This window comes from Nocardioides jiangsuensis, assembly GCF_019679455.1.
In the GTDB taxonomy this organism is placed as follows: domain Bacteria; phylum Actinomycetota; class Actinomycetes; order Propionibacteriales; family Nocardioidaceae; genus Nocardioides_C; species Nocardioides_C jiangsuensis.
This window is the reverse complement of sequence record NZ_JAIEZQ010000003.1, coordinates 109,362-135,535: the sequence shown is the minus strand read 5'-3', so window position 1 is coordinate 135,535 and position 26,174 is coordinate 109,362. Positions and strand designations below refer to the sequence as shown.

26 protein-coding genes are annotated in these 26,174 nt (G+C 72.8%); 12 read left to right on the top strand and 14 right to left on the bottom strand.

Features of this window, described 5'->3' with window-relative positions; all coding sequences use genetic code 11:
* Window positions 1-54: 54 nt before the first annotated feature.
* The gene (locus K1X13_RS16445; protein ID WP_221026230.1) at window positions 55-474 is read left to right on the top strand and encodes a CoA-binding protein; all 420 of its coding nucleotides are present in this window, start codon (window positions 55-57) and stop codon (window positions 472-474) included.
* 27 nt (window positions 475-501) lie between these two features.
* On the opposite strand, the gene purE is transcribed toward K1X13_RS16445, so the two are convergent.
* From purE to K1X13_RS16415, 6 genes are all read right to left on the bottom strand, one after another.
* Window positions 502-1,050: a 5-(carboxyamino)imidazole ribonucleotide mutase gene (gene purE / locus K1X13_RS16440; protein ID WP_221026229.1), complete on the bottom strand. Its 549-nt coding sequence runs from the start codon at window positions 1,048-1,050 to the stop codon at window positions 502-504.
* Window positions 1,047-2,234, bottom strand: a complete 1,188-nt coding sequence (locus K1X13_RS16435; RefSeq protein ID WP_221026228.1) for a 5-(carboxyamino)imidazole ribonucleotide synthase — start codon at window positions 2,232-2,234, stop codon at window positions 1,047-1,049. Before K1X13_RS16435 ends, purE begins: the two co-directional genes overlap by 4 nt.
* Before the next feature lie 43 nt (window positions 2,235-2,277).
* Complete coding sequence (locus K1X13_RS16430; protein ID WP_221026227.1) at window positions 2,278-2,613, bottom strand: winged helix-turn-helix domain-containing protein; 336 nt, start codon at window positions 2,611-2,613, stop codon at window positions 2,278-2,280.
* Between the two features lie 106 nt (window positions 2,614-2,719).
* Window positions 2,720-3,727 (bottom strand): adenylate/guanylate cyclase domain-containing protein, encoded by a 1,008-nt coding sequence (locus K1X13_RS16425; protein WP_221026226.1) that lies wholly within the window; start codon window positions 3,725-3,727, stop codon window positions 2,720-2,722.
* Complete coding sequence (locus K1X13_RS16420; RefSeq protein ID WP_221026225.1) at window positions 3,724-4,260, bottom strand: PH domain-containing protein; 537 nt, start codon at window positions 4,258-4,260, stop codon at window positions 3,724-3,726. The genes K1X13_RS16425 and K1X13_RS16420 overlap by 4 nt, the downstream gene beginning before the upstream one ends.
* A gap of 29 nt (window positions 4,261-4,289) precedes the next feature.
* Window positions 4,290-5,111, bottom strand: coding sequence for a biotin--[acetyl-CoA-carboxylase] ligase (locus K1X13_RS16415; RefSeq protein ID WP_308249600.1), 822 nt, complete (start codon window positions 5,109-5,111; stop codon window positions 4,290-4,292).
* Window positions 5,112-5,171: 60 nt separating this feature from the next.
* Here K1X13_RS16415 and K1X13_RS16410 point away from each other — a divergent pair, with 60 nt between their 5' ends.
* Both K1X13_RS16410 and K1X13_RS19860 read left to right on the top strand, forming a co-directional pair.
* Window positions 5,172-6,776, top strand: coding sequence for an acyl-CoA carboxylase subunit beta (locus K1X13_RS16410; protein WP_221026692.1), 1,605 nt, complete (start codon window positions 5,172-5,174; stop codon window positions 6,774-6,776).
* On the top strand, window positions 6,773-7,015 hold the full coding sequence (locus tag K1X13_RS19860; RefSeq protein WP_221026223.1) for an acyl-CoA carboxylase subunit epsilon: 243 nt from the start codon (window positions 6,773-6,775) through the stop codon (window positions 7,013-7,015). Before K1X13_RS16410 ends, K1X13_RS19860 begins: the two co-directional genes overlap by 4 nt.
* Here the strand turns inward: K1X13_RS19860 and K1X13_RS19475 are convergent.
* Window positions 6,903-8,201: a hypothetical protein gene (locus tag K1X13_RS19475; protein ID WP_221026222.1), complete on the bottom strand. Its 1,299-nt coding sequence runs from the start codon at window positions 8,199-8,201 to the stop codon at window positions 6,903-6,905. The two genes, K1X13_RS19860 and K1X13_RS19475, sit on opposite strands and share 113 nt — an antisense overlap.
* Window positions 8,202-8,231: 30 nt before the next feature.
* On the opposite strand from K1X13_RS19475, the gene K1X13_RS16395 reads away from it, so the two are divergent.
* Both K1X13_RS16395 and K1X13_RS16390 read left to right on the top strand, forming a co-directional pair.
* Window positions 8,232-9,953: a DUF885 domain-containing protein gene (locus K1X13_RS16395; RefSeq protein WP_221026221.1), complete on the top strand. Its 1,722-nt coding sequence runs from the start codon at window positions 8,232-8,234 to the stop codon at window positions 9,951-9,953.
* Window positions 9,950-10,555 carry a Maf family protein gene (locus K1X13_RS16390; RefSeq protein ID WP_221026220.1) on the top strand — a complete coding sequence of 202 codons (606 nt, stop codon included), beginning with the start codon at window positions 9,950-9,952 and terminating at the stop codon, window positions 10,553-10,555. The genes K1X13_RS16395 and K1X13_RS16390 overlap by 4 nt, the downstream gene beginning before the upstream one ends.
* Before the next feature lie 57 nt (window positions 10,556-10,612).
* Here the strand turns inward: K1X13_RS16390 and K1X13_RS16385 are convergent, their stop codons facing one another.
* Genes K1X13_RS16385 through K1X13_RS16375 form a run of 3 tightly spaced genes read right to left on the bottom strand, consistent with a single transcriptional unit; the run spans window position 10,613 to window position 12,720 of the window.
* Window positions 10,613-11,017, bottom strand: a complete 405-nt coding sequence (locus K1X13_RS16385; protein ID WP_221026219.1) for a rhodanese-like domain-containing protein — start codon at window positions 11,015-11,017, stop codon at window positions 10,613-10,615.
* Between the two features lie 26 nt (window positions 11,018-11,043).
* On the bottom strand, window positions 11,044-11,514 hold the full coding sequence (locus K1X13_RS16380) for a GtrA family protein (protein ID WP_221026218.1): 471 nt from the start codon (window positions 11,512-11,514) through the stop codon (window positions 11,044-11,046).
* A 27-nt stretch (window positions 11,515-11,541) separates the two neighbouring features.
* Window positions 11,542-12,720, bottom strand: a complete 1,179-nt coding sequence (locus K1X13_RS16375; RefSeq protein ID WP_221026217.1) for an acyl-CoA dehydrogenase family protein — start codon at window positions 12,718-12,720, stop codon at window positions 11,542-11,544.
* Window positions 12,721-12,807: 87 nt separating this feature from the next.
* Here K1X13_RS16375 and K1X13_RS16370 point away from each other — a divergent pair, with 87 nt between their 5' ends.
* The 3 genes from K1X13_RS16370 (at window position 12,808) to K1X13_RS16360 (ending at window position 18,634) form a co-directional block, all read left to right on the top strand.
* A complete protein-coding gene (locus K1X13_RS16370) occupies window positions 12,808-13,257 on the top strand; it encodes a MerR family transcriptional regulator (RefSeq protein ID WP_221026216.1) in 450 nt (149 codons plus the stop codon).
* Between the two features lie 43 nt (window positions 13,258-13,300).
* A complete protein-coding gene (locus tag K1X13_RS16365) occupies window positions 13,301-15,085 on the top strand; it encodes an acetyl/propionyl/methylcrotonyl-CoA carboxylase subunit alpha (protein ID WP_221026215.1) in 1,785 nt (594 codons plus the stop codon).
* A 165-nt stretch (window positions 15,086-15,250) separates the two neighbouring features.
* Entirely contained in the window at window positions 15,251-18,634 is a 3,384-nt protein-coding gene (locus K1X13_RS16360; protein ID WP_221026214.1) for a pyruvate carboxylase, read from the top strand.
* 77 nt (window positions 18,635-18,711) lie between these two features.
* Here K1X13_RS16360 and K1X13_RS16355 read toward each other — a convergent pair whose 3' ends face one another.
* Window positions 18,712-20,406 carry a SpoIID/LytB domain-containing protein gene (locus K1X13_RS16355; protein ID WP_221026213.1) on the bottom strand — a complete coding sequence of 565 codons (1,695 nt, stop codon included), beginning with the start codon at window positions 20,404-20,406 and terminating at the stop codon, window positions 18,712-18,714.
* 273 nt (window positions 20,407-20,679) lie between these two features.
* On the opposite strand from K1X13_RS16355, the gene K1X13_RS16350 reads away from it, so the two are divergent.
* Complete coding sequence (locus K1X13_RS16350; protein ID WP_221026212.1) at window positions 20,680-21,567, top strand: hypothetical protein; 888 nt, start codon at window positions 20,680-20,682, stop codon at window positions 21,565-21,567.
* Here the strand turns inward: K1X13_RS16350 and K1X13_RS16345 are convergent.
* Window positions 21,564-22,961 (bottom strand): NAD(P)H-quinone dehydrogenase, encoded by a 1,398-nt coding sequence (locus K1X13_RS16345; RefSeq protein WP_221026211.1) that lies wholly within the window; start codon window positions 22,959-22,961, stop codon window positions 21,564-21,566. The genes K1X13_RS16350 and K1X13_RS16345 overlap by 4 nt on opposite strands.
* 100 nt (window positions 22,962-23,061) lie before the next feature.
* Here K1X13_RS16345 and K1X13_RS16340 point away from each other — a divergent pair, with 100 nt between their 5' ends.
* The 3 genes from K1X13_RS16340 to K1X13_RS16330 are packed head-to-tail and all read left to right on the top strand — an operon-like array spanning window position 23,062 to window position 25,159.
* A complete protein-coding gene (locus K1X13_RS16340) occupies window positions 23,062-23,514 on the top strand; it encodes a gamma-glutamylcyclotransferase (RefSeq protein ID WP_221026210.1) in 453 nt (150 codons plus the stop codon).
* Between the two features lie 19 nt (window positions 23,515-23,533).
* Window positions 23,534-24,337, top strand: coding sequence for a purine-nucleoside phosphorylase (locus K1X13_RS16335; RefSeq protein WP_221026209.1), 804 nt, complete (start codon window positions 23,534-23,536; stop codon window positions 24,335-24,337).
* Between the two features lie 3 nt (window positions 24,338-24,340).
* Window positions 24,341-25,159: an NAD-dependent epimerase/dehydratase family protein gene (locus K1X13_RS16330; RefSeq protein WP_221026208.1), complete on the top strand. Its 819-nt coding sequence runs from the start codon at window positions 24,341-24,343 to the stop codon at window positions 25,157-25,159.
* Here the strand turns inward: K1X13_RS16330 and K1X13_RS16325 are convergent.
* Both K1X13_RS16325 and K1X13_RS16320 read right to left on the bottom strand, forming a co-directional pair.
* Window positions 25,119-25,598, bottom strand: a complete 480-nt coding sequence (locus tag K1X13_RS16325; protein WP_221026207.1) for an SRPBCC family protein — start codon at window positions 25,596-25,598, stop codon at window positions 25,119-25,121. The two genes, K1X13_RS16330 and K1X13_RS16325, sit on opposite strands and share 41 nt — an antisense overlap.
* Entirely contained in the window at window positions 25,595-26,161 is a 567-nt protein-coding gene (locus K1X13_RS16320; RefSeq protein ID WP_221026206.1) for a HEAT repeat domain-containing protein, read from the bottom strand. Before K1X13_RS16320 ends, K1X13_RS16325 begins: the two co-directional genes overlap by 4 nt.
* Window positions 26,162-26,174: the final 13 nt, after the last annotated feature.

Here is a 26,174-nt window from a genome sequence, read left to right as displayed (position 1 = left end):
CTCCCCCACGCCGTCCAGCGTTTGCGGCCACCCCCTCGCGGTTACCGTCGAGGCATGACGCACGCACCGGCCTGGCAGGACCCCGAGCACCTCCGCTTCATGCTGGAGAAGTGCGAGACCTGGGCGGTGGTCGGCCTCGGCGGCGACCCGTCCCGGACGGCGTACGGCGTCGCCCGCTTCCTGCAGCAGCACGGCAAGCGGGTCGTGCCGATCCACCCGGAGGCCAACCACGTGCTCGGCGAGGACGGCTACGCGTCGCTGGCGGAGGTGCCGTTCCCGGTCGACTGCGTCGACGTCTTCCGCCGCTCGGAGCGCGCCGGCGAGTTCGCCGACCAGGCGGTCGCGATCGGCGCGCGGGCGGTGTGGTTCCAGCTCGGGGTAGTCGACCACGACGCCTTCGCCCGCACGACCGCGGCCGGCGTGCCGATGGTGATGGACACCTGCCCGGTCATCGAGTGGCCCCGCTACGGCTGAGCCGGACCGACCCCGCGAACGGGTCGGTCAGCCGAAGCCGACCGTGCGTCCCCGGTCCCCGCGGACCGCGGCACCCTTGGCTCGCGCGCTCTCGGCGAGCGACTCCTGGAACTCCTCCATCTTCTGCCGCAGCCCGGCGTCGGACGCGGCGAGGATGCGCACGGCGAGCAGCCCGGCGTTGCGGGCGTTCCCGATGGCCACCGTCGCGACCGGCACCCCGGCGGGCATCTGCACGATCGAGAGCAGGGAGTCCATCCCGTCGAGGTAGCGCAGCGGCACCGGCACGCCGACCACGGGGAGCGGCGTGACCGCGGCGAGCATCCCCGGCAGGTGCGCGGCGCCGCCCGCGCCCGCGATGATCACCCCGAGGCCACGACCGGCGGCGTCCTTGCCGTAGCGGAGCATCTCCTCGGGCATCCGGTGCGCGGAGACCACGTCGGCCTCGTAGGGCACCCCGAACTCCTCGAGCGCCTCGGCGGCGGCCTTCATCGTGGGCCAGTCGGAGTCCGACCCCATCACGATCCCGACCCGCGGCCCACCGGCCGGCACCGAGGAGGTCACGTCGTCCGTGCTCATTCCGACTCCATCCCCAGGTCGCCCTGGAACCATGCCGCTGCGTGACGTGCCCGCTCGCGGACGTCGTCGAGGTCGTCGCCGTACGCCGTGACGTGACCGACCTTGCGCCCGGGCTTCACGTCCTTGCCGTACAGGTGCACCTTCAGGCGCGGGTCGCGCGCGAAGACGTGAGGGTATCCGTCGTACAGCCGGCCGACGTCGCCCCCGAGGATGTTGACCATCACCGTCCAGGGCTGCCGGGCGTCGGGCGAGCCCAGCGGGAGGTCGAGCACGGCCCGCAGGTGGTTCTCGAACTGGCCGGTGACCGCGCCGTCCATGCTCCAGTGCCCGGTGTTGTGCGGGCGCATCGCGAGCTCGTTGACCAGGACCCGGCCGTCGGTGGTCTCGAACAGCTCGACGGCCAGGATGCCGGTGACGTCGAGCGCCCCGGCCACCTTCAGCGCGATCTGCTGCGCCTCGACCGCGAGGTCCTCGGCCAGGTCGGGCGCCGGCGCGACGACCTCCTTGCAGATCCCGTCGACCTGCACCGACTCCACCACCGGGTACGCCGCGGCCTGGCCGGAGGGCGAGCGGGCGACGAGCGCGGAGAGCTCGCGGCGGAAGTCGACCTTCTCCTCGGCGAGGATCGACACGTTCGTGGACGCGGCCACCGCGAAGGCGTCCTCGGCCTCCGCCGCGGACCCGACCACCCAGACGCCCTTGCCGTCGTAGCCGCCGCGGGTGGTCTTGAGCACCACCGGGAAGCCGCCCACCCGCTCGGCGAACGCCTCCACCGCGGCCGGGTCGGCCACGAGGGCATGGCGGGGCGACGGCACGTCGAGCTCGTCGAGCCGCGCGCGCATCACCCGCTTGTCCTGGGCGTGCACCAGCGCGCCGGGGCCCGGCCGGCAGGCCACCCCCGCCTCGGTGAGCGCGACGAGGTGCTCGGTCGGCACGTGCTCGTGGTCGAACGTGACCACGGCGCAGCCGTCGGTGACCTTCCGCAACGTGTCGAGGTCGCGGTAGTCGCCGACCTCGGAGTCGACGATCACCTGGGCCGCGGACACGCCGGGAGCCTCGGCGAGCAGTCGTAACGGCAGGCCGAGCGGCACGGCGTACTGCGCCATCATCCGGGCGAGCTGGCCGCCGCCGATGATGGCAAGCACCGGAGTCGCGTCGTGATGGTCTCGGGCAGGCAGGGTCACGGGGAGAGCGTATCGACGCCCGCCCCACTGCCCACCCGTGGCCTCACGAGGTGGCCGTCTGGGCCTCCGCGTACACCGGTGGTCTGGTCTCGAACCGCAGTCCCCTACCCCTGATCGTGGTGATCAACGTAGGCCTGCGTGTGTCGTCGCCTAGCTTCTTGCGGACCCATCCGAGATGCACGTCGATGGTCTTGGCGGACGTCCAGAACGTCGTCTGCCACACATCACGCATCAACTCTTCACGCGTGACGATTTCCCCCGGCCGGCTGATGAGAGCGTGTAGAAGGTCGAACTCCTTGTTCGACATCCTGATCTCAACCCCGTCCCGCCATACCCGACGTGACTTCACGTCTAGGTCCACCCCCTGAACACTGAACATTCCGCCAGCGTAAAGAGACAAAACGGACACCGTTCACGAATCAACAAAGTTTGGCTCGTTGGTGTCAGGCCCGGTCTAGACCGTTGTGACCAGGCGGGTCGGGGCCTCAGATGCGGCGTACGGCGACCGGCTCCATCACCCCGAAGCCGCGCACCGGCCGCGCCGGGAGGGTGCGGGTGTCGAACCGTTCGGGGGGCAGCAGGGCCGCGGTGGCGTGGTCGGTGATCACCCGGTTCCGGCGGGCGACACTGGTCAGCCTAGCGGCCATGTTCACCGGCGGGCCGAAGACGTCGCCGAGCCGCATGATCACCGAGCCGGTGGACAGACCCAGGCGTACGTCGGGCAGCCGGCTGTCCTTGCCGATCACCTCGACGATGTTGTGCGCGATGTCCAGACCGCGGACCGGGTCCTCGGAGACGAACAGCACCGAGTCACCGAGGGTCTTGATCACCCGGCCGTGCTTGGCCGCGACCACGTCGGCGCAGCGGGACTCGAAGATCTCCACCATGTCCGCGAGACGGTCCTCGTCCATCTCGTTGGACAGCGCGGTGAAGCTGACCAGGTCGGCGAACCCGACCGTCACCTGGGTGGTGTGCAGGTCCTCGTCGTTCGCGCCGAGCGCCTCCACCCGGCTGACCGCCGCGGCGAGGTGCCGTCGCCAGGAGTAGATCAGCATCTTCTCGAACGGCTCGCCGACCTGCTCGGCGATCCGCATCGCGCTGCCGATCCGGCTGCCGGTGGCCTCCTCGCCGGACTCGAGCTGCTCGACCCGGTGGGTCAGCGTGGCGACCTGCCAGTCCGCGAGGCGGGCCATCGTCTGGCCGACCGCCCGGGTCATCCGGACCGCGGTCTCGAAGTCGATCGCGCCGTTCTCGACGGTCCCGACCAGGGTGCTGAGCGCGTCGAGGTCGGACTCGCTGAAGGCGGCCTGCTCCCCCACGTCGGGGAAGCCGAGCGCGCGCCACAGCCGGCGGGCCTCCTCGACGGAGACCCCGGCCGCCTCCGCCAGGTCGGTGCTGGTGAGGCCGCGCTCGCCGCCGAGGATCGCCCGCTCGAGCTCGTCCCGGGAGAAGGGGGTGTCCCCGGTCGCCGGGGGCCGCTGCGATCCGGTCATCGGTCCTGCGGGTGCGGGGCCGGCCGCGACCGGTCGGCGCCACCGGGGCGGGTGCTGTCGTAGAGCAGGTCGGCGACGGTGCGTTGCACGTGCTCGACGTGCGGGATGTCGCGGAGGAGGACGCGGCCCTGGTCGCTCGCGCTGGCGACGACGAGCGTGCCGCAGCCGAGAAGCCGGTCGACCAGACCGTGCTCGTAGGCCACGTCGTCGACCCGGGCCAGCGGGACGTCGTGGCCGCGCCGGGAGAGCACGCCCGAGCGGGTGATGATCCTGCGGTCGGTGACGGTGTACGTCGTGGTCAGCCAGCGCAGCACGGGCCGGAGAACCAGACGGGCGATCAGCAGGAACGCGATGGCCCAGACCACGACCTGGAGCAGCGGGGCCGCCTTTCCCGTGGGGAGCCCCGCCAGCACACCCGCCACGGCCGCGATCACGATCAGCACCAGCGCGGGACCGAGCAGCGCCTTGACGTGCGTCCTGGTCGACACGAGCACCCGCTCGTCGTCGTCCAGCAGTTTCCGCGAGATCGCCACGAGCGCATCATGTCACGCCGACCTGAGCGTCAGACGGCCCGGACGTGGACCACGTCGCCGGCCCCGAGCACCCGGGTTCCGCGGTCCGTGGTCACCGCCAGCCGGCCGTCCGCGTCCACCCTGGAGGCCTCCCCGTGCACCTGCTCCCCGGTCGGCAGGTCGACCCGCACCGTCCGCCCGATCGTGGCGCAGCGGCGCACGTAGGCCTCGTGCAGGCCCCGGGTCAGGTCGCCGCCCTCGGCCTGCCACTGGCCGTAGAGCGCCTCGAACGCCCGGAGCACCTCGCGGACCACGACCGTCCGGTCGGTGGTGGCGGCTCCCTCGAGCGCGAGCGACGTCGCGGTGGGCACCGGCAGCTCCTCGGCACTCATCGAGACGTTCAGCCCGACGCCGACCACGGCCGCCGCGCCCTCGGCGTGCTCCACCCGCTCGACGAGGATGCCGGCGACCTTGCGGTCCCCCACCAGCACGTCGTTGGGCCACTTCAGCGCGCAGTCCACCTCCGTCACCCGGCGTACCCCCTCGGCCACCGCGAGCCCGGTGAGCAGCGGCAGCCACGGCCACCGCGCCGCCGGCACCCGGTCCGGCGCGACGAGCAGGGAGAAGGTCAGCGCGCTCCCCGCCGGGGTCTCCCAGACCCGGCCCAGCCGGCCCCGGCCGGCGGTCTGGTGCTCGGCCAGCACCACCAGCCCGGGCGCCTCGCCGGCCCGCGCCCGCGCGGCCACCAGCGCGTTCGTGGACGGCGCCTCGGGGACCACCTCGACGTCGCGCCACAGCGACCCCGGGCGGGTGAGCGCGCGGGACAGGGCGAGCGCGTCGAGCGGTGGGCGGCGGAGATCGTCGTACGTCACAGGCACTACATTGACACCCACGCACATCGAGGAGGCCAACCAGCCGTGAGCGAAGCATCCGTGACACGACCCGGTGAAGGCACCGAGGTCCCCAGCGACGTCGACATCCACACCACCGCCGGAAAGGTCGCCGACCTCGACCGGCGGCTGCAGGAGGCGGTGCACGCCGGCTCCGAGCGGGCGATCGAGAAGCAGCACGCCAAGGGCAAGAAGACCGCCCGCGAGCGGATCGAGGAGCTGCTCGACGAGGGCTCCTTCGTCGAGCTCGACGAGCTGGCCCGGCACCGCTCCACCGCGTTCGGCCTGGAGAAGAACCGTCCCTACGGCGACGGCGTGGTCACCGGCTACGGCACCATCGACGGACGCCAGGTGTGCGTGTTCGCCCAGGACTTCACCGTCTTCGGCGGCAGCCTCGGCCAGGTCTTCGGCGAGAAGATCGTCAAGGTGATGGACCTCGCGATGAAGACCGGCTGCCCGGTCATCGGCATCAACGACTCCGGCGGCGCCCGGATCCAGGAGGGCGTGGTCTCCCTCGGCCTCTACGGCGAGATCTTCCGCCGCAACGTGCACGCCAGCGGCGTGGTCCCGCAGATCTCGCTGATCATGGGCCCCTGCGCCGGCGGCGCGGTCTACTCCCCCGCGGTCACCGACTTCACCGTGATGGTCGACCAGACCTCGCACATGTTCATCACCGGGCCCGACGTGATCAAGACCGTCACCGGCGAGGACGTCTCCATGGAGGACCTCGGCGGCGCCCGCTCGCACAACACCAAGTCCGGCAACGCGCACTACATGGGGCACGACGAGTCCGACGCGATCGACTACGTCAAGGCGCTGATCTCCTACCTGCCGCAGAACAACCTCGACGAGCCGCCGTCGTACGACGACCCGGCCGACCTCGAGATCTCCGACGAGGACCGCGCCCTCGACACGCTGATCCCGGACTCGCCGAACCAGCCCTACGACATGCACACCGTGATCGAGTCGGTCCTCGACGACCAGGAGTTCCTCGAGGTCCAGGCGATGTTCGCGCCGAACATGGTGATCGGCTTCGGCCGGGTCGAGGGCCGCTCGGTCGGCGTCGTGGCCAACCAGCCGATGCAGTTCGCCGGCACCCTCGACATCGACGCCTCCGAGAAGGCGGCGCGGTTCGTGCGCACCTGCGACGCGTTCAACATCCCGGTGCTGACCTTCGTCGACGTGCCCGGCTTCCTTCCCGGCACCGACCAGGAGTGGAACGGGATCATCCGGCGCGGCGCGAAGCTGATCTACGCCTACGCCGAGGCCACCGTCCCGCTGATCACCGTGATCACCCGCAAGGCGTACGGCGGCGCGTACGACGTGATGGGGTCCAAGCACCTCGGCGCGGACATCAACGTCGCCTGGCCGACCGCGCAGATCGCCGTGATGGGCGCCCAGGGCGCGGTGAACATCCTCTACCGCGGCGAGCTCGCCGAGGCCGAGGACCCGGACGCCCGGCGCGCCGAGCTGGTCCAGGAGTACGAGGACCACCTCGCCAACCCCTACCTCGCCGCCGAGCGCGGGTACGTCGACGCGGTGATCCAGCCGCACGAGACCCGCACCGAGGTCGTCCGCGCGCTGCGCCTGCTCCGCTCGAAGCGGGAGACCCTCCCGCCCAAGAAGCACGGGAACATTCCGCTGTGAGCGCCGAGCCGCCCGTCGAGCCGGTGTCCGACGCCCGGCCCCCGCTGTTCGTGGTCCGCGGCGACGCGACGCCCGAGGAGGTCGCCGCCCTGGTCGCGGTGCTCCAGGGCGTCGCCGCCGCGCAGGTCAGCCCGGCGCCGGCGCGTCCGCGCCCGGAGTGGTCGGCGCACCACCGGAAGGTGCGTGCGTCGTACCCGTCGGGCCCGGGCGGCTGGCGCTCGAGCGCGATGCCGCGCTGACCCTGCGCCACGCCTCGGCGAGCCCCTCGAGCAGCAGCCAGACCAGCGCCAGGTTCCGTGCCGCCAGCGCCAGCACCACCCACACCGACCACGGGTGCGCCGTGGTGATCCCGCCGTAGAACAGCGGGAAGACCAGGTGGGTGAGCCCGGTGGCGACCAGCAGCACGGCCGCCCACACCGTCAGCCGGCGCGGCGCCTCCCCCGCGACCGCGAGGGCGGCCGCGGCGAGCGGCAGCAGCCACAGCAGGTACTGCGGGCTGAGCACCTTGCTGGTCACCATGAATCCGGTGACCGCCGCCAGGCACAGCCACGCCACGTCCTCGCCGCCGAGCGCCGCCCCCGCGCGCCAGGCCCGGACCCACAGCACGCCCAGGACCGGGACCAGCAGCAGCGCCGCGACCTCGGCCGCCGCGAGCAGCGCCCCGACGCCGGGACCGGTCACCTCGAAGGCGTTGTAGGCGGAGAAGGAGACCGTGAACCGCTCCGGGGCCAGCGCCCAGCCGAGCATCGCCGGGGTGGCCAGGACCGACTCGACCTGGAGGCCGCGCTCCCCCTGCCAGGTCAGCGGCGAGACCAGCCGGGACCAGCCGGCCAGCACCACGGTCGCCCCCGCCAGGAGGGCGCCGACGGCCGCCACCACGACGAGCACCGGCCGCCGGACCGCGGGACGGGCGGCGAGCGCGGGCAGGACGAGCACGGGCCAGAGCTTCAGCGCCGTGGCCACCGCCGCCGACGCCGCGGCGAGGCGGGGCCGGCGAGCGAGCAGCAGCAGTCCCACGCCTGCGAGGATCCCCGGCACCAGGTCGAAGCGGGCGTAGGTGGTCGCGCCGAGCAGCGGCACGGCGAGCAGCCACACCGCGAGCGCGGCGCGACAGGACGCGCCGGCGCAGCGGTACAGGAGCACGGTGAAGGCCGCGTCGGCGGCCAGCGCGAACACCGCCACCAGGGCGGCGTACGCCCCGGGCAGTCCGGACCACTCGGCGAGGAGCCACGGGAGGGCGACCAGCACCACCCCGGGCAGCGGGTACTCGACCAGCGTGCGGCCCAGCCCGGCGTCCGGGACCGCGGCGAGGCTCTGCGCGAAGTAGGCCACGTCCCCGGTCACCCACGACTCGCGGCCGACCAGCAGCCAGAGCACGAGGATCCGGGTCAGCAGCCATGCCGAGGTCGTGCCGAGTGCACGCATGCGACCACCTGCCACTACTAGGGTGACGCCGTGAGCGAACCCAGCGCCGTCAAGCCATCCGCCCGTCCGGTCGACGCTATCGCGGACGCCTACGTCGAGGACTACGCGGCACTCGACCCGATCACCGCGACCTACCTCGGCGTGGCCGGGCACGAGGACCGGCTGACCGACCTCTCCCCCGACGGCTTCGCCGCCCGCGAGGCGCTCACCCGCGACGCGCTCGCGGCCGCCCGGGCGGCGACCCCGGTCGACGAGCGCGAGCAGGTGGCCCGGGAGGCGTTCCTCGAGCGGCTCGGCCTCGAGGTCGAGATGTACGACGCCGGGGTGCCGCAGTCCGAGGTCTCGGTGATCACCAGCGGGCTGCACGAGGTCCGCCAGGTGTTCGACCTGATGGACACCGACGGAGACGACGCCTGGGCCCGGGTCGACGCCCGCCTCGCCGCGATCCCCGAGACGCTGGCCGGCTACCGCGCGACCCTGCTGCGCTCGGCCGACGCCGGGCACGTGTCCGCCCGCCGCCAGCTGACCGAGGTGGCCGGGCAGGTCCGGTCCTGGACCGGGCAGAACGGCTCGGGGGACCCCGGGAGCGCCGGCGGGTTCTTCGCCGGGCTGGTCCGCGGCTCCGGCACCGGCGGCGCCCTGCGGTCGCAGCTCGAGCGGCACGCGGAGGCGGCGACCGGGGCCTTCGTCGAGTTCGGCCGGTTCCTCGAGGCCGACCTGGCTGCCCGCGGCCGGGAGACCGAGGCGGTCGGTCGGGACCGCTACGCGCTGGGCTCCCGCTACTTCCTGGGCGCGACCGTGGACCTCGAGGAGACCTACCGCTGGGGCTGGGAGGAGCTCGGACGGATCGAGGCCGACATGGCCGCGGTCGCCCGCCGGATCGTGCCCTCGGGCTCGGTCGACGAGGCGGTCGCCGCCCTCGATGCCGACCCGGCCCGGACGATCGCCGGCAAGGACGCCTTCCGCGACTGGATGCAGCAGCTCGCCGACCGCACCCTCACCGCGATGGTCGACGTCCACTTCGACATCCCCGACCCGGTACGCCGGATCGAGTGCTGCATCGCCCCGACCGACGACGGCGGCATCTACTACACCGGGCCGAGCGAGGACTTCACCCGTCCGGGCCGGATGTGGTGGGCGGTCCCCGCGGGCATCGACGAGTTCTCCACCTGGCGCGAGGTGACCACGGTCTTCCACGAGGGCGTCCCCGGCCACCACCTCCAGGTCGCGCAGACCGCCTACCGGACGGAGCGGCTCAACCGCTGGCAGCGGCTGATGTGCTGGGTCTCGGGCCACGGCGAGGGCTGGGCGCTGTACGCCGAGCGGCTGATGGACGAGCTGGGCTACCTCGACGACCCCGGCGACAAGATGGGCATGCTCGACGCCCAGGGCTTCCGGGCCGCGCGGGTGATCATCGACATCGGCATGCACCTGCAGCTGGAGATCCCGAAGGACAACCCGTTCGGGTTCCACCCCGGCGAGCGCTGGACCCCCGAGCTGGGCCTGGAGTTCATGCGTCAGCACTGCCGCATGGAGGACCCGGTGATCGTGTTCGAGGTGAACCGCTACCTCGGCTGGCCGGGGCAGGCGCCGTCGTACAAGGTGGGCGAGCGGATCTGGCTCCAGGCCCGCGAGGACGCCCGTGCCCGCCTCGGCGACGCGTTCGACCTCAAGTCGTTCCACCGGGAGGCGCTCGACCTGGGCTCGATCGGGCTGGACCCGCTCCGCGCCGCGCTGGCCCGCCTCGCATGAGGTCCCGGCTGGTCCTCGCCTCCGCCTCGCCCGCCCGCCTGGCCACGCTGCGCAGCGCGGGCGTCGGCCCCGAGGTGGTCGTGTCCGGGGTCGACGAGTCCCAGGTGACCACCGCCGACCCCGCCGCGCTGTCCGTCGAGCTGGCCCGGCTCAAGGCGCACGCGGTGGCGGCGGGGGTGCCCGACGCGCTCGTGATCGGCTGCGACTCGGTGCTCGAGCTCGACGGCGCCGTGCACGGGAAGCCCGCCGACGCGGACGAGGCTCGCGCGCGCTGGCGCGCGATGCGGGGCCGGTCCGGCGTGCTGCACACCGGGCACTGCCTGGTCGACACCGGCTCCGGCACGGAGGTGGCGAGGTCTGCGGACACCGTGGTGCACTTCGCCGATCTCGGCGACGACGAGATCGACGCCTACGTGGCCACCGGCGAGCCGCTGAAGGTGGCGGGCGCGTTCACCCTCGACGGCCTCGGCGGCGCCTTCGTGCGCGGGATCGAGGGCGACCCGCACACCGTGGTCGGGATCGGCCTCCCGCTCCTGCGCGAGATGTTCGCCGAGGTGGGCGTGCGCTGGACCGACCTGTGGCGGGCCTTCCCGGCTCCCTGAGCGCGTCGACGAGGACGGCGCAGCCCGCGTCGGCGCGGGCCGTGCGCGCGACCGGCGCTACTCGATCTCGGCGCCGGCGAAGACGAGCGTGCTGAACGCACCCGCGTCCGCGACATGGCGGAAGCCGAGGCCGGCCATCGTGTCGGCGGCCCGGCTCGAGCGCTTCCCCGCCCGCGAGTAGACCAGGTACCTCGCGTCGTGGTCGAGCGCGTCGACCTGCTCCTCGAACCCGCCGTCCCGTACGTCGATGTTGAGCGCGCCGGCGACGTGCCCGGCGTCGTACTCGTCCGGCGTGCGCACGTCGAGGACCGTGTAGTCGCCGGACGCGATCAGCGCGACCGCCTCGTGGGGCTCGACCCGGGCCACCTCGCTCCCCGCCTCGGACGAGCTGCAGGAGCTGAAGCCGAGCGCGACCGCGAGCAGCAGGGCGGCCACGACGGACCGGAGCAGGGAGGGGCGCACCACCTCACCGTAGTGCTCGGCGCAGGTCAGGAGGCCATTTCGCGGGCGCGGGCCTTCTCCGGCCGCAGGAACACGAACTTGCGGAACGCCCAGAACCGGGCGGCGGTGCCGAGCGCGAGCCCGATCACGTTCGCGGAGATGTTGTCGGCCAGGCCGCTGTCGAGGTCGAGCACGTACCGGCTCGTGGCCAGGCAGAGCACCGGGATCCCCATCGACAGCGTGTTGATCACGAAGTAGGAGACCCGGCCGCCGGTGGGGCCGACCACCTCGCGGTGCCGGAACGCCCACGACCGGCTGCCGCGGTAGCTGACCAGCATGCCGACGGTGTTGGCGATGACGTACGCCGAGAGCGGCCACTCGTGCATCGGGCCGTCGGCACTGCCGAACCAGCCGTGCACGAGGAGGTTGAAGCCCACCAGGGCCACCGCGGTGGCGAGGCCGCCGACGGTCAGGAACTTGGCGGCCTCGCTCGCGAGGCGTTTCATTCGGCGACCCATGGTCGCAAGGCTAGTCGGACGAACCGGTCATTCCACCGGCAGCCCGAGGCCGCGCGCGATCAGCATGCGCTGCACCTCGGAGGTCCCCTCCCCGATCTCGAGCACCTTGGCGTCGCGGTAGAACCGGGTGACCGGGTACTCCTCCATGAACCCGTAGCCGCCGAAGACCTGGGTGGCGATGCGGGTGGCGGTGACCGCGGACTCGGTCGCGTAGAGCTTGGCGACCGCGGCGGCCTGCTTGAACTCCTTCATCGGCCGGCCGGCGTCCTTCATCGCAGCGGCCCGGTAGGTCAGCGCGCGCGAGGCGGTGAGCATGACCTCGAGGTCGGCGATCTGGAAGGCCACGCCCTGCTTGCTGCCGATCGGGACCCCGAACGTGGTCCGCTCGCCGGCGTACTGCACCGACATGTCGAGGCAGGCCTGGATGCAGCCCACGGCGAGCGCGGCGATCGCGACCCGGCCGTCGTCGAGGGTGGCGAGGAACTGGGCGAAGCCGCGGCCGCGCTCCCCGAGCAGGTTGGCCTCGGGGACGCGAGCGTCCTCGAAGGTCAGCGGGTGCGTGTCGGAGGCGTGCCAGCCGAGCTTGTCGTAGGCCGGCTCGGCGGTGAACCCCTCGGTGCCCGTCGGCACGATGATCGTGCTCACCTCGGCGGAGCCGTTCTCGCGGGTGCCCGTGCGGGCGGTGACGGTCACCAGCGAGGTGATGTCGGAGCCGGAGTTGGTGATGAACTGCTTCGCGCCGTTGACCACCCACTGTCCGTCGACGAGCTCGGCGCGGGTCCTGGTGGCCCCCGCGTCGGAGCCGGCGCCGGGCTCGGTCAGGCCGAAGCCGGCCAGCGTCTGGCCGGCGACCAGGTCGGGCAGCCAGGCCTGCTTCTGCTCCTCGGTGCCGAAGGTGAGGATCGGGTTGATGCCCAGGCCCACCGCGGCCTCGAGGGTGATGCCCATGGACTGGTCGACGCGGCCGATCTCCTCGATCGCCACGCACAGGCTGGTGAAGTCGCCGTCGTCGCCGGCGCCGCCGAACTCCTCGGGGGCGGTGAGCCCGAACAGGCCCAACCCGCCCATCTTCTTCACCACGTCGACGGGGAAGTGGTGGTCCCGGTCCCACTGCGCGGCGTACGGCGCGATCTCGCCCTGCGCGAACTCGCGGACGCTGCGGCGGAACTCCTCGTGCTCCCGGGACAGCTCGAACGACCCTGACATGCTTCACCTTCCGGTCCGACTGCTTTACGCTTACGTAAACGTAAGGCTAGGTCGCGGGGCCGGGCCGGCGCAAGGGAGGCGGACCACGTGACGACCGGGGACGAGCGCACCTGGACCATCGCCGAGGTGGCCGAGGACTACGACGTCACGCTGCGCACCATCCGGCACTACGAGGACGTCGGCCTGCTCTCCCCCGAGCGCCGCGGCACCGCCCGGGTCTTCCGCAAGCGCGACCGCGTCCGGCTGGGGCTGATCCTGCGCGGGCGGCGGCTCGGCTTCTCCCTCGACGAGATCTCCACGATCGTCAACATGTACGACGAGCAGCCCGGCGAGGCCGGCCAGCTGCACTACCTCATCGAGCAGATCGACGTACGCCGCCGCGACCTCGAGCAGCGCCGCCGGGACCTCGACGAGACCCTGGCCGACCTCGCCGACGTGGAGCGCCGCTGCCACGAGGACCTCGCCAGGCTCGACGGAGCGGCGTCCGGTGCGGCCGGCGGCCGGGCGGACGGGCCGGCCCCGCGGCGCAGGCCCTAGACTCCGCTGGAACCTGACGGATCGAGAGCCCCCAGGAGCACGCGTGCCCGGTACGACCGAGAAGAAGCCACTGCAGAAGGTCCTGATCGCCAACCGCGGCGAGATCGCGGTCCGGGTGGTCCGCGCCTGCAAGGACGCCGGGATCGGGAGCGTGGCGGTGTACGCCGACCCCGACCGTGACGCGCTGTTCGTGCGCCTGGCCGACGAGGCCTACAGCCTCGGCGGGGCCACCCCGGCCGATTCCTACCTCTCGATCGAGAAGATCATCGACGCCGCGCAGAGGTCCGGCGCCGACTCGGTCCACCCCGGCTACGGCTTCCTCGCCGAGAACTCCGCGTTCGCCCAGGCCGTGATCGACGCCGGCCTGGTCTGGATCGGCCCGCCGCCGTCCGCCATCGACTCCCTCGGCGACAAGGTGCAGGCCCGCCACATCGCGCAGAAGGTCGGCGCGCCGCTCGTCGCCGGCACCGCCGACCCGGTCGCGGACGCCGACGAGGTCGTCGCGTTCGCCCGCGAGCACGGCCTGCCGATCGCGATCAAGGCCGCGTTCGGCGGCGGTGGCCGCGGGCTCAAGGTGGCCCGCAAGGAGGAGGAGGTCGCCGAGCTTTACGACTCCGCGGTGCGCGAGGCGGTCACCGCCTTCGGCCGCGGCGAGTGCTTCGTCGAGCGCTACCTCGACAAGCCGCGCCACGTCGAGACCCAGTGCCTCGCTGACCAGCACGGCAACGTGGTCGTGGTCTCCACCCGCGACTGCTCGCTCCAGCGCCGGCACCAGAAGCTGGTCGAGGAGGCACCCGCGCCGTTCCTCAGCGACGAGCAGCTCGACACGCTCTACACCTCGTCCAAGGCGATCCTCAAGGAGGCCGGCTACGTCGGCGCCGGGACCTGCGAGTTCCTCGTCGGCCAGGACGGCACCATCTCCTTCCTCGAGGTCAACACCCGGCTCCAGGTCGAGCACCCGGTGACCGAGGAGGTCACCGGCATCGACCTCGTCCGCGAGATGTTCCGGGTCGCCGCCGGCGAGGAGCTCGGCTACGGCGACCCGGTCGTCCAGGGCCACTCCATCGAGTTCCGGATCAACGCGGAGGACGGCGGCCGCAACTTCATGCCCGCGCCCGGCACGCTCACCCGCTGGCACCAGCCGTCCGGCCCCGGTATCCGCGTCGACGGCGGCTACGACCAGGGCGAGACCGTCCCCGGCTCGTTCGACTCGCTGGTCGCGAAGCTCATCGTGACCGGCCGCGACCGCACCCAGGCGCTCGAGCGCTCGCGCCGGGCGCTCGACGAGTTCGTGGTCGAGGGCATGCCGACGGTGATCCCGTTCCACCAGGCCGTGGTCAGCGACCCGGCGTACGTCGGTGACGGCACCACGTTCTCGGTGTTCACGAGCTGGATCGAGACCGAGTTCGACAACCAGCTCCAGCCGTACGGCGGCGTGGCCGACGAGGCCCCGGAGCCCGAGGAGCGGCAGGCCGTGACCGTCGAGGTCGGCGGCCGCCGGATCGAGGTCGTCCTCCCCTCCGGCTTCGCGGCCGCCGCGGGAGCCGGCGCCGCGTCCGGGGCGAAGAAGCCGAAGCGGGAGAAGGGCAAGAAGGCCGGTGCCGCCGCGAGCGGTGACTCCCTCACCTCCCCGATGCAGGGCACCATCGTCAAGGTCGCCGTCGAGGAGGGCCAGCAGGTCGCCGAGGGCGACATGATCGTGGTCCTCGAGGCGATGAAGATGGAGCAGCCGCTGAACGCGCACAAGGCCGGCACGGTCACCTCGCTCACCGCCGAGGTCGGCGCGACCGTCTCCAGCGGCGGGGTGATCTGCGAGATCAAGGACTGACGCCGACCCGCCGGAGCCCGGCGGCAGCGCCGGTCACGACCTGCTCGACCCGAGGTCCTCGTCCCGCCACTCCGGGACGGGGACCTCGTCGCGTCGCGGGGCCTGGCTCGCCCACGACCCGAGACCCCTGGGGCGTTGCGCCGCCCGGCCACTAGCCTCGTCACCATGTTCTCCAAGGTTCTGGTCGCCAACCGTGGCGAGATCGCCATCCGCGCCTTCCGGGCCGCCTACGAGCTGGGCGCCCAGACCGTCGCGGTCTTCCCGCACGAGGACCGCGGGTCCGAGCACCGGCTCAAGGCCGACGAGGCCTACGAGATCGGCGAGCGCGGGCACCCGGTGCGTGCCTACCTCGACCCCGACGTGATCGTCGCGACCGCGGTGAAGGCCGGGGTGGACGCGATCTACCCGGGCTACGGCTTCCTCTCGGAGAACCCCAGGCTCGCGGAGGCGTGCGCCAACGCCGGGATCACCTTCGTCGGCCCGTCGGCCGACGTGCTCACGCTCACCGGTAACAAGGCCCGCGCGATCGCCGCGGCGAAGAAGGCCGGTGTGCCCACGCTGGCCTCGGTGGAGCCGACCACGGACGCCGACTCCCTCGTCGAGTCCGCGAGCGAGCTGCCCTACCCGCTCTTCGTGAAGGCGGTGGCCGGCGGTGGCGGCCGCGGGATGCGTCGCGTGGACGACCCGAAGGACCTCCGCGACGCGGTCGAGACCTGCATGCGCGAGGCGGAGGGCGCCTTCGGCGACCCCACCGTGTTCATCGAGCAGGCCGTGGTCGACCCCCGCCACATCGAGGTGCAGATCCTCGCCGACGGCGAGGGCGAGGTGATCCACCTCTACGAGCGGGACTGCTCGGTGCAGCGCCGCCACCAGAAGGTCGTGGAGATCGCCCCGGCGCCGAACCTCGACCCGGAGCTGCGCGAGCGCATGTGCGCCGACGCGGTCCGGTTCGCGAAGGAGATCGGCTACCGCAACGCCGGCACCGTGGAGTTCCTGCTCGACCCCGACGGCAGCTACGTGTTCATCGAGATGAACCCGCGGATCCAGGTCGAGCACACGGTGACCGAGGAGATCACCGACGTCGACCTGGTCCAGGCCCAGCTGCGGATCGCGTCCGGCGAGACCCTGGCCGACCTCGGCCTCAGCCAGGACCGGATCGTGCCGCACGGCGCGGCGCTCCAGTGCCGGATCACCACCGAGGACCCCGCGAACGGCTTCCGTCCCGATACCGGCAAGATCACCACCTACCGCTCCCCCGGCGGCGCGGGCGTGCGGCTCGACGGCGGCACCACCTACACGGGCGCCGAGGTCAGCGCGCACTTCGACTCGATGCTGACCAAGCTCACCTGCCGCGGCCGGGACTTCGCCGCCGCGGTCGAGCGGGCCCGGCGGGCGGTCGCCGAGTTCCGGATCCGCGGCGTCTCCACGAACATCCCGTTCCTCCAGGCGGTGCTCGACGACGCGGACTTCCGGGCCGGCCGGCTCAACACCGCGTTCATCGAGAACCACCCGCAGCTGCTCACCGCGCGCAGCTCCGCGGACCGCGGCACCAAGCTGCTCAACTACCTCGCGGACGTCACCGTCAACCGCCCGCACGGCCCCGCACCGGTCTCCGTAGACCCGGTCACCAAGCTGCCACCCGTGGACCTGCAGGTGCCCGCCCCCGACGGCACCCGGCAGCTGCTGCTCGCGGTCGGCCCGGAGGAGTTCGCCCGGCGGCTGCGCGCGCAGGAGGCGGTCGCGGTCACCGACACCACCTTCCGTGACGCGCACCAGTCGCTGCTCGCGACGCGGGTGCGGACCCGCGACCTGCTCTCGGTCGCCGGGCACGTCGCGCGGACCACGCCGAACCTGTGGAGCCTCGAGGCGTGGGGCGGGGCGACGTACGACGTGTCCCTCCGCTTCCTCTCCGAGGACCCCTGGGAGCGGCTGGCCAAGCTGCGCCAGGCGGTGCCGAACATCTGCCTCCAGATGCTGCTGCGTGGCCGTAACACCGTCGGTTACACGCCGTACCCCACCGACGTCACCCAGGCGTTCGTCGAGGAGGCCGCGGCCACCGGGATCGACGTGTTCCGGATCTTCGACGCGCTCAACGACGTCGAGCAGATGCGCCCCGCGATCGAGGCCGTCCGCAGCACCGGGACCACGGTGGCGGAGGTGGCGCTGTGCTATACCGGCGACCTGTCCGACCCCGACGAGAAGCTCTACACGCTCGACTACTACCTCGACCTCGCCGAGCGGATCGTGGACGCGGGCGCGCACGTGCTCGCGATCAAGGACATGGCCGGGCTGCTCCGGGCGCCCGCCGCCCGCACCCTGGTGACCGCGCTGCGCGACCGGTTCGACCTGCCGGTGCACCTGCACACCCACGACACCCCCGGCGGCCAGCTGGCGACGCTGCTCGCCGCGATCGACTCCGGCGTGGACGCGGTCGACGCCGCCTGCGCCGCGGTGGCCGGTACGACGAGCCAGCCTCCGCTCTCCGCGCTGGTCGCGACCACCGACCACTCCGCGCGCGAGACGGGCCTCGACCTCGACGCGATCTGCGACCTGGAGCCGTACTGGGAGGCCACCCGCCGGGTCTACGCGCCGTTCGAGGCGGGCCTGCCCTCCCCCACCGGCCGGGTCTACACCCACGAGATCCCCGGCGGGCAGCTGTCGAACCTGCGCCAGCAGGCGATCGCCCTCGGCCTCGGGGAGAAGTTCGAGCAGATCGAGGACATGTACGCCGCGGCGAACGACATCCTCGGCAACATCGTCAAGGTGACCCCGTCGAGCAAGGTGGTCGGCGACCTCGCCCTGCACCTGGTCGCGGTCGGCGCCGACCCGAAGGAGTTCGCCGAGGAGCCGGGCAGGTTCGACGTCCCCGACTCCGTGATCGGGTTCCTCTCCGGCGAGCTCGGCGACCCGCCCGGCGGCTGGCCGGAGCCGTTCCGGAGCAAGGCGCTCGCCGGCCGCAAGACCAAGCCGGCGGTGACCGAGCTCGACGCCGACGAGAAGCAGGGGCTGGCGGACGACCGCCGGGCCACGCTCAACCGGCTGCTGTTCGCCGGGCCGACCAAGGAGTTCACCGAGTCGCGTGAGCGGTACGGCGACCTCGCAGTGCTGCCGACCACGAACTACCTCTACGGCATGGAGCCCGGCGAGGAGTACGAGGTCGACCTGGAGGAGGGCAAGCGGCTGCTGCTCGGCGTGCAGTCGGTCAGCGGCGCCGACGAGCGCGGCATCCGGACCGTGATGTGCACGATCAACGGCCAGCTCCGGCCGGTGAACGTGCGCGACCGCTCCGTCGCCTCCGACGTGCCCGCCCAGGAGAAGGCCGACACCTCCAGGCCCGGTCACGTGGCCGCGCCGTTCGACGGCGTGGTGACGCTCGCGGTCGAGGAGGGCGCGTCGGTCTCCGCCGGCGACACCGTGGCGACGATCGAGGCGATGAAGATGGAGGCCTCGATCACGGCGCCCGTCGACGGAACCGTGGAGCGGCTCGCGCTCCACGGCACCCAGCAGGTCGAGGGCGGCGACCTGGTCCTGGTGCTGCGCACCGGCTGAGCCCCGGTCCACGTCGAAGAAGCGCTCGCCGCCGGCCCTGGGCCGGCGGCGAGCGCTTCTCGTCTGCGGGTGCGGCGTCAGGTCCTGACGACGCGGGTGGTGCCGGACTTGCGGAACCAGCGGATGTAGCCGTGCTCGAAGTCCACACGCTGCCCGCCGCGGACGGCGTAGTTGGTGCCGAGCGGCCAGCCCAGCCCGGACTTGAGCTCGCCGGCACGCAGGTAGGCCCGGGAGATCGCTCCGGTGACCATCACGCCGCCGGTGCGCTCGACGTAGTAGATCCCTCCGCCCTGGAACAGCGTGCGGAGGCCGGCCAGCCGGGTGCGGACCGGGGTGGTCGGCAACCCGAGCACGGAGCCGGAGGCCCCGGCCTTCTGGTAGCGGACCAGGATCGGGCCGTAGAGCTCGCGGGCGCCCGTGCCGCGCGAGTAGTAGATCCGGCCCTTCGCGAAGCGCTGCACCGACCCGCGCTCGACCCGGAACTCCGCGCTGCGGACCGCCCCGATCGGCGAGGTCTCCCCACCGATCCGCGACCAGCGGTTGATGATCGGCGTCGGGTCGACGGTGAACCAGTTGGAGCGGAGCCCGAAGGCCCAGCGGAAGCTGTCCCCGGAGATCGTCACGTCACCGTCGCTGCCGTCGAGGACCACCGAGCTGACCCGGCCCTGCCACTCGCCGTTCCCGTCGCGGTTGGTCACGCGGATCTTCTGCAGGGTGCCGATCGACGGGTAGCTGCGCTCGAACGTGCTCACGTCGACGGTCGTCGACCAGTCGTGCACCGGGTTGCCGGACCACCCGTCGTAGGGGTCGGCCTTGGCCACGAGGTAGGGCACGCTGCCCGCGGAGGTCCAGCCCCCGCTGCTCGAGGAGAACTGGGTGAAGGCGGGCTTCCCGCCGTAGGTCAGGATCTCGCGGCGGGTCGCCGTCACGGCCTTGTTGCTGCGCGCGTCCTCACCACTCGCACCGCCGTACACCTGGCACGAGGTGGTGTCGCAGATCTGGTAGTAGCGCGAGGGGTACTGGTCGCGGGACCAGGTGGCGTAGGTGCGGGCCGCGATCGCCTGCGCCTTGACCGCCTCCGGGTGCCAGGAGGCGGGCATCTCGTAGGGCACCACGCCCATGACGTAGCGGTCCATGGAGAGGACGTTGACGGTGTCGCGGGCCTTGCTCCCCGACGACGGGGAGGCCGCCCGGAGAATGCCGCGGTACCTCTTCGCGCCGGAGGGGGTCCACAGCGTGACCGGGGTTTTCGCGAAGAATTCGCCGTCGCCGCTGAGCGTGGGATTCCCGCCGGCTCGGAACCGCTGCCACCGGTCGGTGTAGCGCTCCACGACGGTGTGCCCGTCGCGGACGTTCAGCCGCCACTTGGAGACCCCGGTGTCGGTGGGCAGGACGTGGGTGGAGCCGTCGCCGAGGTCCCGCACGGTGAGCCCGTTCGCGGGGCTGACCACCACGTCGTCACTCGTGTCGGCGGTGATGAGTACGCGGACCGGCCCGACCACCTTGGACCACGACGTCTTCGGGTAGTAGAAGTCGACGATCTCCTTGTAGGTCTTGCCTTCCAGCGCCGCGCCCTGGGCGCCGTACTGCGACATCCCGTGCCCGTGCCCGTAGCCGTGGCCGCGGACCACCACGGTCTTGTCGACCGGGACCCAGTACGTCTGGTCGGTCGCGACCGCGCCCGCGGGACCTGCCCCGACGACGGTGAACGCACCACCGGCCCCGGCCATCGCCACGACGGCTGCGACCACTGCCATCCTGCGTGCACCCATGCGGGGATCTCCCTTCCGCGACGGATAAATATGTGAAAAAAGTGAAACGAGTTGTTCGTGTGAACAGCGAATTATGCGCACGCCTGTGCGTACTCTGTCCAGAAAACAGGGGCATTCCCGAAATGCATCGACGGAATTACACCGATGTAATTCATGTCATTTGCCCGAACGCATTTCCGGACCTCGCGGCCCCTCGAACCGCCGGCCTCGGCGTCCGGCCGGGGACCTCGTTCGCACGGTCCGCACCTCGGTCCGCGTGGCTAGGCTGACGGCATGGACACGTTGCTGATCCTCGCTGTCATCGCGGGCGCGATCCTGCTGGCCGTCGTCGCGTCCCGCAGCAGCCAGCGCAGGGCGCTCGAACGCCGTACCGCCGCCGACCTCGAGGTGGTCCGGGTGGTCGCCGACGAGGACGTCACCCGCTTCGGCGAGGAGCTGCAGCGGCTCGACACCGACATGCTGGTCACCCCGCTCGACGAGCCGATGCGCCAGGACTACCAGCGGGCGCTCGACTCCTACGAGCAGGCCAAGGAGACGCTGCGCACCGCGCGGCAGGCCGACGACATCAAGCACGTGACCCAGGCACTGGAGGACGGCCGCTACGCGGTGGCCTGCGTGCTGGCCCGCAAGGACGGCCGGCCGCTCCCGGTCCGCCGTCCGCCGTGCTTCTTCAACCCCGCCCACGGCCCGTCTACCACCGACATCGAGTGGGCACCGCCCGCGGGCATCCCCCGCCAGGTGCCGGTCTGCGCGGCCGACGCCGACCGGGTCGCCCAGGGTGCCGAGCCGGACATCCGCACCGTGCGCGAGGGCTACCAGCGGGTGCCGTACTGGCAGGCCGGGCCCGCCTACTCCCCCTGGGCGTCCGGCTACTTCGGCGCCTACGCGGCGTCCAACCTGCTGCCGTCGTTCCTGCTGCTCACGCTGCTCTCCCCGACCTGGGACGGCGGCGCCGTCGAGGGCGCGGACACCGACTTCGGCGCGGGTGAGGCGGGCGGCGGCGAGGGCGCCGACGCGGGCGGCTCCGACGGCGGCGACTCCGGAGCGGACTCAGGCGGGTACGACGGGGGTGACGCCGGTGGGTACGACGCCGGCGGCGGCGGCGACTTCGGCGGCGGCTGGGGCGGGGACTTCGGCGGAGGGGACTTCGGCGGGTTCTAGCCCTCGTAGCGGTGCAGGCGACGCGCCGCCTCGGCCACCGAGCCGCTCATGGACGGGTACACCGTGAACGCGTGCGCGAGCTGGTCGGCGGTGAGGTTCTCCGAGACCGCGATCGCGACCGGGTGGATCAGCTCGCTGGCCCGCGGGCCGACCACGACGCCCCCCACCACGATGCCCGTGCCGGGGCGGCAGAACAGCTTCACGAAGCCGTCGCGGACGCCCTGCATCTTCGCCCGCGGGTTGCCCGAGAGCTGCAGGGTCACCGCCTCCGCGTGGATCTCCCCCGCGTCGACGGCGTTCTGGGTCCATCCCACGGTGGCGATCTCGGGGGCGGTGAAGACGTTGGCGGAGACGGTCTTGAGGTCGAGCGGCGCCACCGCGTCGCCGAGGAAGTGCCACATCGCGATCCGGCCCTGCATGGCGGCCACCGACGCGAGCATGAAGATGCCGGTGCAGTCGCCCGCGGCGTACACCCCGCGTGCCGACGTACGCGAGACCCGGTCGACCTGGACGAAGCCGCCGTCCGAGAGCTTCACCCCTGCCTCCTCGAGGCCGATCCCGGTGGTGTTCGGCACCGAGCCGAGCGCGAGCAGGCAGTGCGACCCCTCGACGGTCCGGCCGTCGGTGAGCCGCACGGTGACGACGTCGCCCTCGCGGACCACCGACTCCATGCGGGACTTGGACAGCACCGTCATCCCGCGCCGCTTGAAGACCTCCTCGAGGACCTCCGCGGCGTCCGCGTCCTCTCCGGGGAGCACCCGGTCGCGGCTGGAGACGAGGACGACGTCGACGCCGAGCGCGTTGTAGGCGCCGGCGAACTCCGCGCCGGTCACGCCGGAGCCGACCACGATCAGCCGCTCGGGGACCTCGTCGAGGTCGTAGACCTGCTCCCAGGTGAGGATCCGCTCCCCGTCCGGCTGCGCCGTGGGGAGGGTCCGCGGGCTGGCCCCGGTGGCGATGAGCACGGCGTCGGCCTCGATGGTCTCCTCGCCGCCGTCCGCGAGCGACGCGACCACGCGCTGGGGCCCGTCGAGGCGGCCGCGGCCGCGCACCACCCGGACCTTCTCCCGGGTGAGCCGCCGCTCGATGTCGGCGGACTGCGCCAGCGCGAGCGTCTTCACGCGCTCGTTGACGCGGGCCAGGTCGACGGTGACCGCGCTGCTGGGTCCGGAGCCGGCGTCGCTGAAGGAGATGCCCAGCTCGGCGGCCTCCTCCATGTCGGCCATCAGCTCGGCGGTGGCGATCAGGGTCTTGCTCGGGACGCAGTCGGTGAGCACCGCGGAGCCGCCCAGACCGTCGCTGTCCACGACCGTGACATCCGCACCGAGCTGCGCTGCCACCAGCGCCGACTCGTAGCCACCAGGTCCACCACCGACGATCACCACACGATTCACGGGCGCCATTGTTCCATCCCGGTCCCGCGGTCCGGTCGACGCCCGGGGCGACGCCCCGCCGCCGAGCGGCCGCCGCGTCGGAGCGATACGCTCCTGTGTCGTGCCCCTCTACGCCGCCTACGGGTCGAACCTCGATCCCTCACGCATGAGCGCACGCTGCCCCCACTCCCCCCTGCGCAGCACCGGCTGGCTGGTCGGCTGGCGGCTGACCTTCGGCGGGGAGGAGCTCGGCTGGGACGGCGCGCTGGCCACGATCGTCCAGGACCACTTCGAGCAGGTCTTCGTGGCCCTCTACGACGTCACCGACGAGGACGTCTCCCTGCTCGACAGCTGGGAGAGCGCGGACACCGGTCTGTACCGCAAGACCATGGTGCGGGTGTCCACGATGCAGGGCGAGCAGGTCGCCTGGGCCTACGTCCTCGACGCGTTCGAGGGCGGGCTGCCCTCGGCCAGCTACCTCGGCGTGCTGGCCGACGCGGCGGAGGCCGCGGACGCCCCGATCGACTACGTCCGCGCGCTGCGCACGCGCGCGTGCCGGTCCGGCGGGATCTGACTCGGTTACGCTGCGGCGCGTGACCAACGAGACCACCCCCCAGGAACTGGCCGACCAGGCAGCCCAGCGGCTGCGCGAGCTGACCGGCGTCGAGCGCCACGACGTCGCCCTCGTGATGGGCTCCGGCTGGCTTCCCGCCGTCGACGCGCTCGGGGAGGCGACCGCCGAGGTCAGCACCACCGACCTGCCCGGCTTCGCGCCGCCCGCCGTCGAGGGCCACGCGGGCAAGATCCGCTCGGTCCGCGCCGGCGACCGGAACCTCCTGGTCTTCCTCGGCCGTACCCACTTCTACGAGGGGCTCGGCGTCCGCTCCGTCGTCCACGGGGTGCGCACCGCCGCGGCCGCGGGCTGCCGGGTCGCCGTCCTCACCAACGGCTGCGGCGGGCTCGAGGAGAGCTGGCAGCCGGGTACGCCGGTGCTGATCCGCGACCACATCAACCTCACGGCGACCTCCCCGATCGAGGGCGCGAACTTCGTCGACCTCACCGACCTCTACAGCAGCCGGCTGCGCGCCCTGTGCCGCGAGGTCGAGCCGACGCTCGACGAGGGCGTCTACGTGCAGTTCCCCGGCCCGCACTACGAGACCCCCGCCGAGATCGGCATGGTCCGCGCCATCGGCGGCGACCTCGTCGGCATGTCCACCACGCTCGAGGCGATCGCCGCCCGCGAGGCCGGCCTGGAGGTGCTCGGCATCTCGCTCGTGACCAACCTGGCCGCCGGCATCACCGGTGAGCCGCTCAACCACGAGGAGGTCCTCGAGGCGGGCCGGTCCGCGGCCACCCGCATGGGCGAGCTGCTCGGCGCGATCGTGCCGAGGGTCTGAGCCGTGCGGGTACTGGTCACCGGCGCGGCCGGCAGCATCGGCACGGTCGTGTGCGACGGCCTGGTCGACCGTGGGTGGGACGTCGCCGGGCTCGACCTCGTCGTGGAGCCCGAGGGCTTCATCGGCCCCTGGTTCGCCGAGGACTGCGCCGACCCGGACGCCGTGGCCGCGGTGTTCGCCGCGCTCGACACCGACGGCGGGCTCGACGCGGTGGTGCACCTCGCGAGCATCCCGCACGAGGCGTCGCTGCCCGAGATCCTCACCTCGCACGTGGTCACCACGGCCGCGCTGCTCGACGCGATGGTCGAGCACGGCGTGCCCCGGATCGTGTACGCGAGCAGCAACCACGCGGTCGGGCGGACCCCGCGCAGCGAGCTCCTGACCACCGCCGTACGCCCGCGGCCGGACACGTTCTACGGGACCGGGAAGGTCGCCGCGGAGGCGCTGCTCAGCCTGTACGCCGACCGCCACGGCATCGACGCGGTCGCCACCCGGATCGGGAGCTTCCTGCCGCAGCCCGAGACGCGCCGGCACCTGTCCACCTGGCTGTCGCACGACGACGCGGTGCGGATGGTGCACGCCGGGCTCACCGCGCCCGACCCGGGCTTCGCGGTGCTCTACGGGATCTCCGCCAACACCCGGGCCTGGTGGGACCTCGACCCGGGGCGGGCCCTCGGCTACGAGCCCGAGGACGACGCGGAGCACTACGCCGCGGCGATCGAGGCGGAGCCGGCGACACCGTCGGACGAGGTGGAGGCCGCGCACGTGGGCGGCCCGTTCGTCACCGAGGCGTTCTACCGTCCCGCCCTGCGACGGTCCTGAGCAGGCCCCTCCGGCCACCGCGCATCATCCAGGCGTGGTTGCCGACGAGCACCGGCCGCGCGACCCGGGTCCCGGCCGAGAGCAGCCGGCCGCGGGTCGTCACCTCCTGCTCGTAGAGCAGCGCCGTCCCGGGGCCGGACCCACTGCCGCGGAGGTCGGCCAGGGTCCAGCGGGACCAGCCCGCGAGATGGCCCGCCAGGCGCGCCTCGAGCACGCCGTCCGCGCGGTCCTCGCGCTGCCGGGTGAGCTCGAGCTCCAGGCCGTAGGGCAGCAGCGAGCGGCACACCAGCAGCACGGTGTCGTCGTCGACCCGTGCGGCGGCGCGCACCTGCGGCCACCACGCCGGGTACCCGACGAGGTCGGCCAGCCGGTCGAAGACCTGCCCGGGCGGCGCGGGCACCGTCCAGCGGCTCGTGAACCGGTACACCGGCCCGCTCACGACAGCGGGTCCGGTCCGAGGTCCAGACGCGCGGCCATCCGCTCCAGGGCCAGCCCGGCGGCCCGTCGTACGTCGACGTGCGGGTCGGCGAGCCCCCGCCGCACCACCGTGACGTGCTCGGTGTCCCCGACCCGGCCGAGCGTCCGCAAGGCTGCCGCGCGCACCCGCGGCAGGTGGTGGCCGGCGAGCCGGACCGCCCCGTCGACCGCCTCGGCGACCTCGCGGGCGGCGGCCACCCTCAGGCAGGACTCGGCCGGGCGCCAGTGCGGGTCGTCGAGGCCGCGGACCACGGCTTCGGCGGCGGGCTCGTCCCAGATGTACAGCAGCGCCCGGGCACCCCAGGTCCGCCCCCAGTAGTCGGCCCACCGTCCCTCGAGCAGGGAGTGCGCCGGCCAGCCGGCCAGGTACGGCAGGACCGTGGGGTACTCCGCCGCGGGCGCCCCGAGCAGCAGGTCGGTGCACATGGCGACCGCCTCGCGCTCCCCCACCCGGTGCGCCAGCGCCCCCACGAGCTCCCGGACCGGGGCGTCCAGGTCGTCCGGAGGCGGCAACTGCGGATCCATGCGGGCAACGCTA

What these genes read in the sequence shown, in the direction of transcription:
- K1X13_RS16445 (WP_221026230.1), top strand. Translation starts at nt 55, where the DNA reads ATGACGCACGCACCGGCCTGGCAGGACCCCGAGCACCTCCGCTTCATG.
- K1X13_RS16430 (WP_221026227.1), bottom strand. Translation starts at nt 2,613, where the DNA reads ATGTTCAGTGTTCAGGGGGTGGACCTAGACGTGAAGTCACGTCGGGTA.
- K1X13_RS16360 (WP_221026214.1), top strand. Translation starts at nt 15,251, where the DNA reads ATGTTCTCCAAGGTTCTGGTCGCCAACCGTGGCGAGATCGCCATCCGC.
- K1X13_RS16375 (WP_221026217.1), bottom strand. Translation starts at nt 12,720, where the DNA reads ATGTCAGGGTCGTTCGAGCTGTCCCGGGAGCACGAGGAGTTCCGCCGC.
- K1X13_RS16380 (WP_221026218.1), bottom strand. Translation starts at nt 11,514, where the DNA reads ATGGGTCGCCGAATGAAACGCCTCGCGAGCGAGGCCGCCAAGTTCCTG.
- K1X13_RS16350 (WP_221026212.1), top strand. Translation starts at nt 20,680, where the DNA reads ATGGACACGTTGCTGATCCTCGCTGTCATCGCGGGCGCGATCCTGCTG.
- purE (WP_221026229.1), bottom strand. Translation starts at nt 1,050, where the DNA reads ATGAGCACGGACGACGTGACCTCCTCGGTGCCGGCCGGTGGGCCGCGG.
- K1X13_RS16425 (WP_221026226.1), bottom strand. Translation starts at nt 3,727, where the DNA reads ATGACCGGATCGCAGCGGCCCCCGGCGACCGGGGACACCCCCTTCTCC.
- K1X13_RS19475 (WP_221026222.1), bottom strand. Translation starts at nt 8,201, where the DNA reads ATGCGTGCACTCGGCACGACCTCGGCATGGCTGCTGACCCGGATCCTC.
- K1X13_RS16355 (WP_221026213.1), bottom strand. Translation starts at nt 20,406, where the DNA reads ATGGGTGCACGCAGGATGGCAGTGGTCGCAGCCGTCGTGGCGATGGCC.
- K1X13_RS16320 (WP_221026206.1), bottom strand. Translation starts at nt 26,161, where the DNA reads ATGGATCCGCAGTTGCCGCCTCCGGACGACCTGGACGCCCCGGTCCGG.
- K1X13_RS16390 (WP_221026220.1), top strand. Translation starts at nt 9,950, where the DNA reads ATGAGGTCCCGGCTGGTCCTCGCCTCCGCCTCGCCCGCCCGCCTGGCC.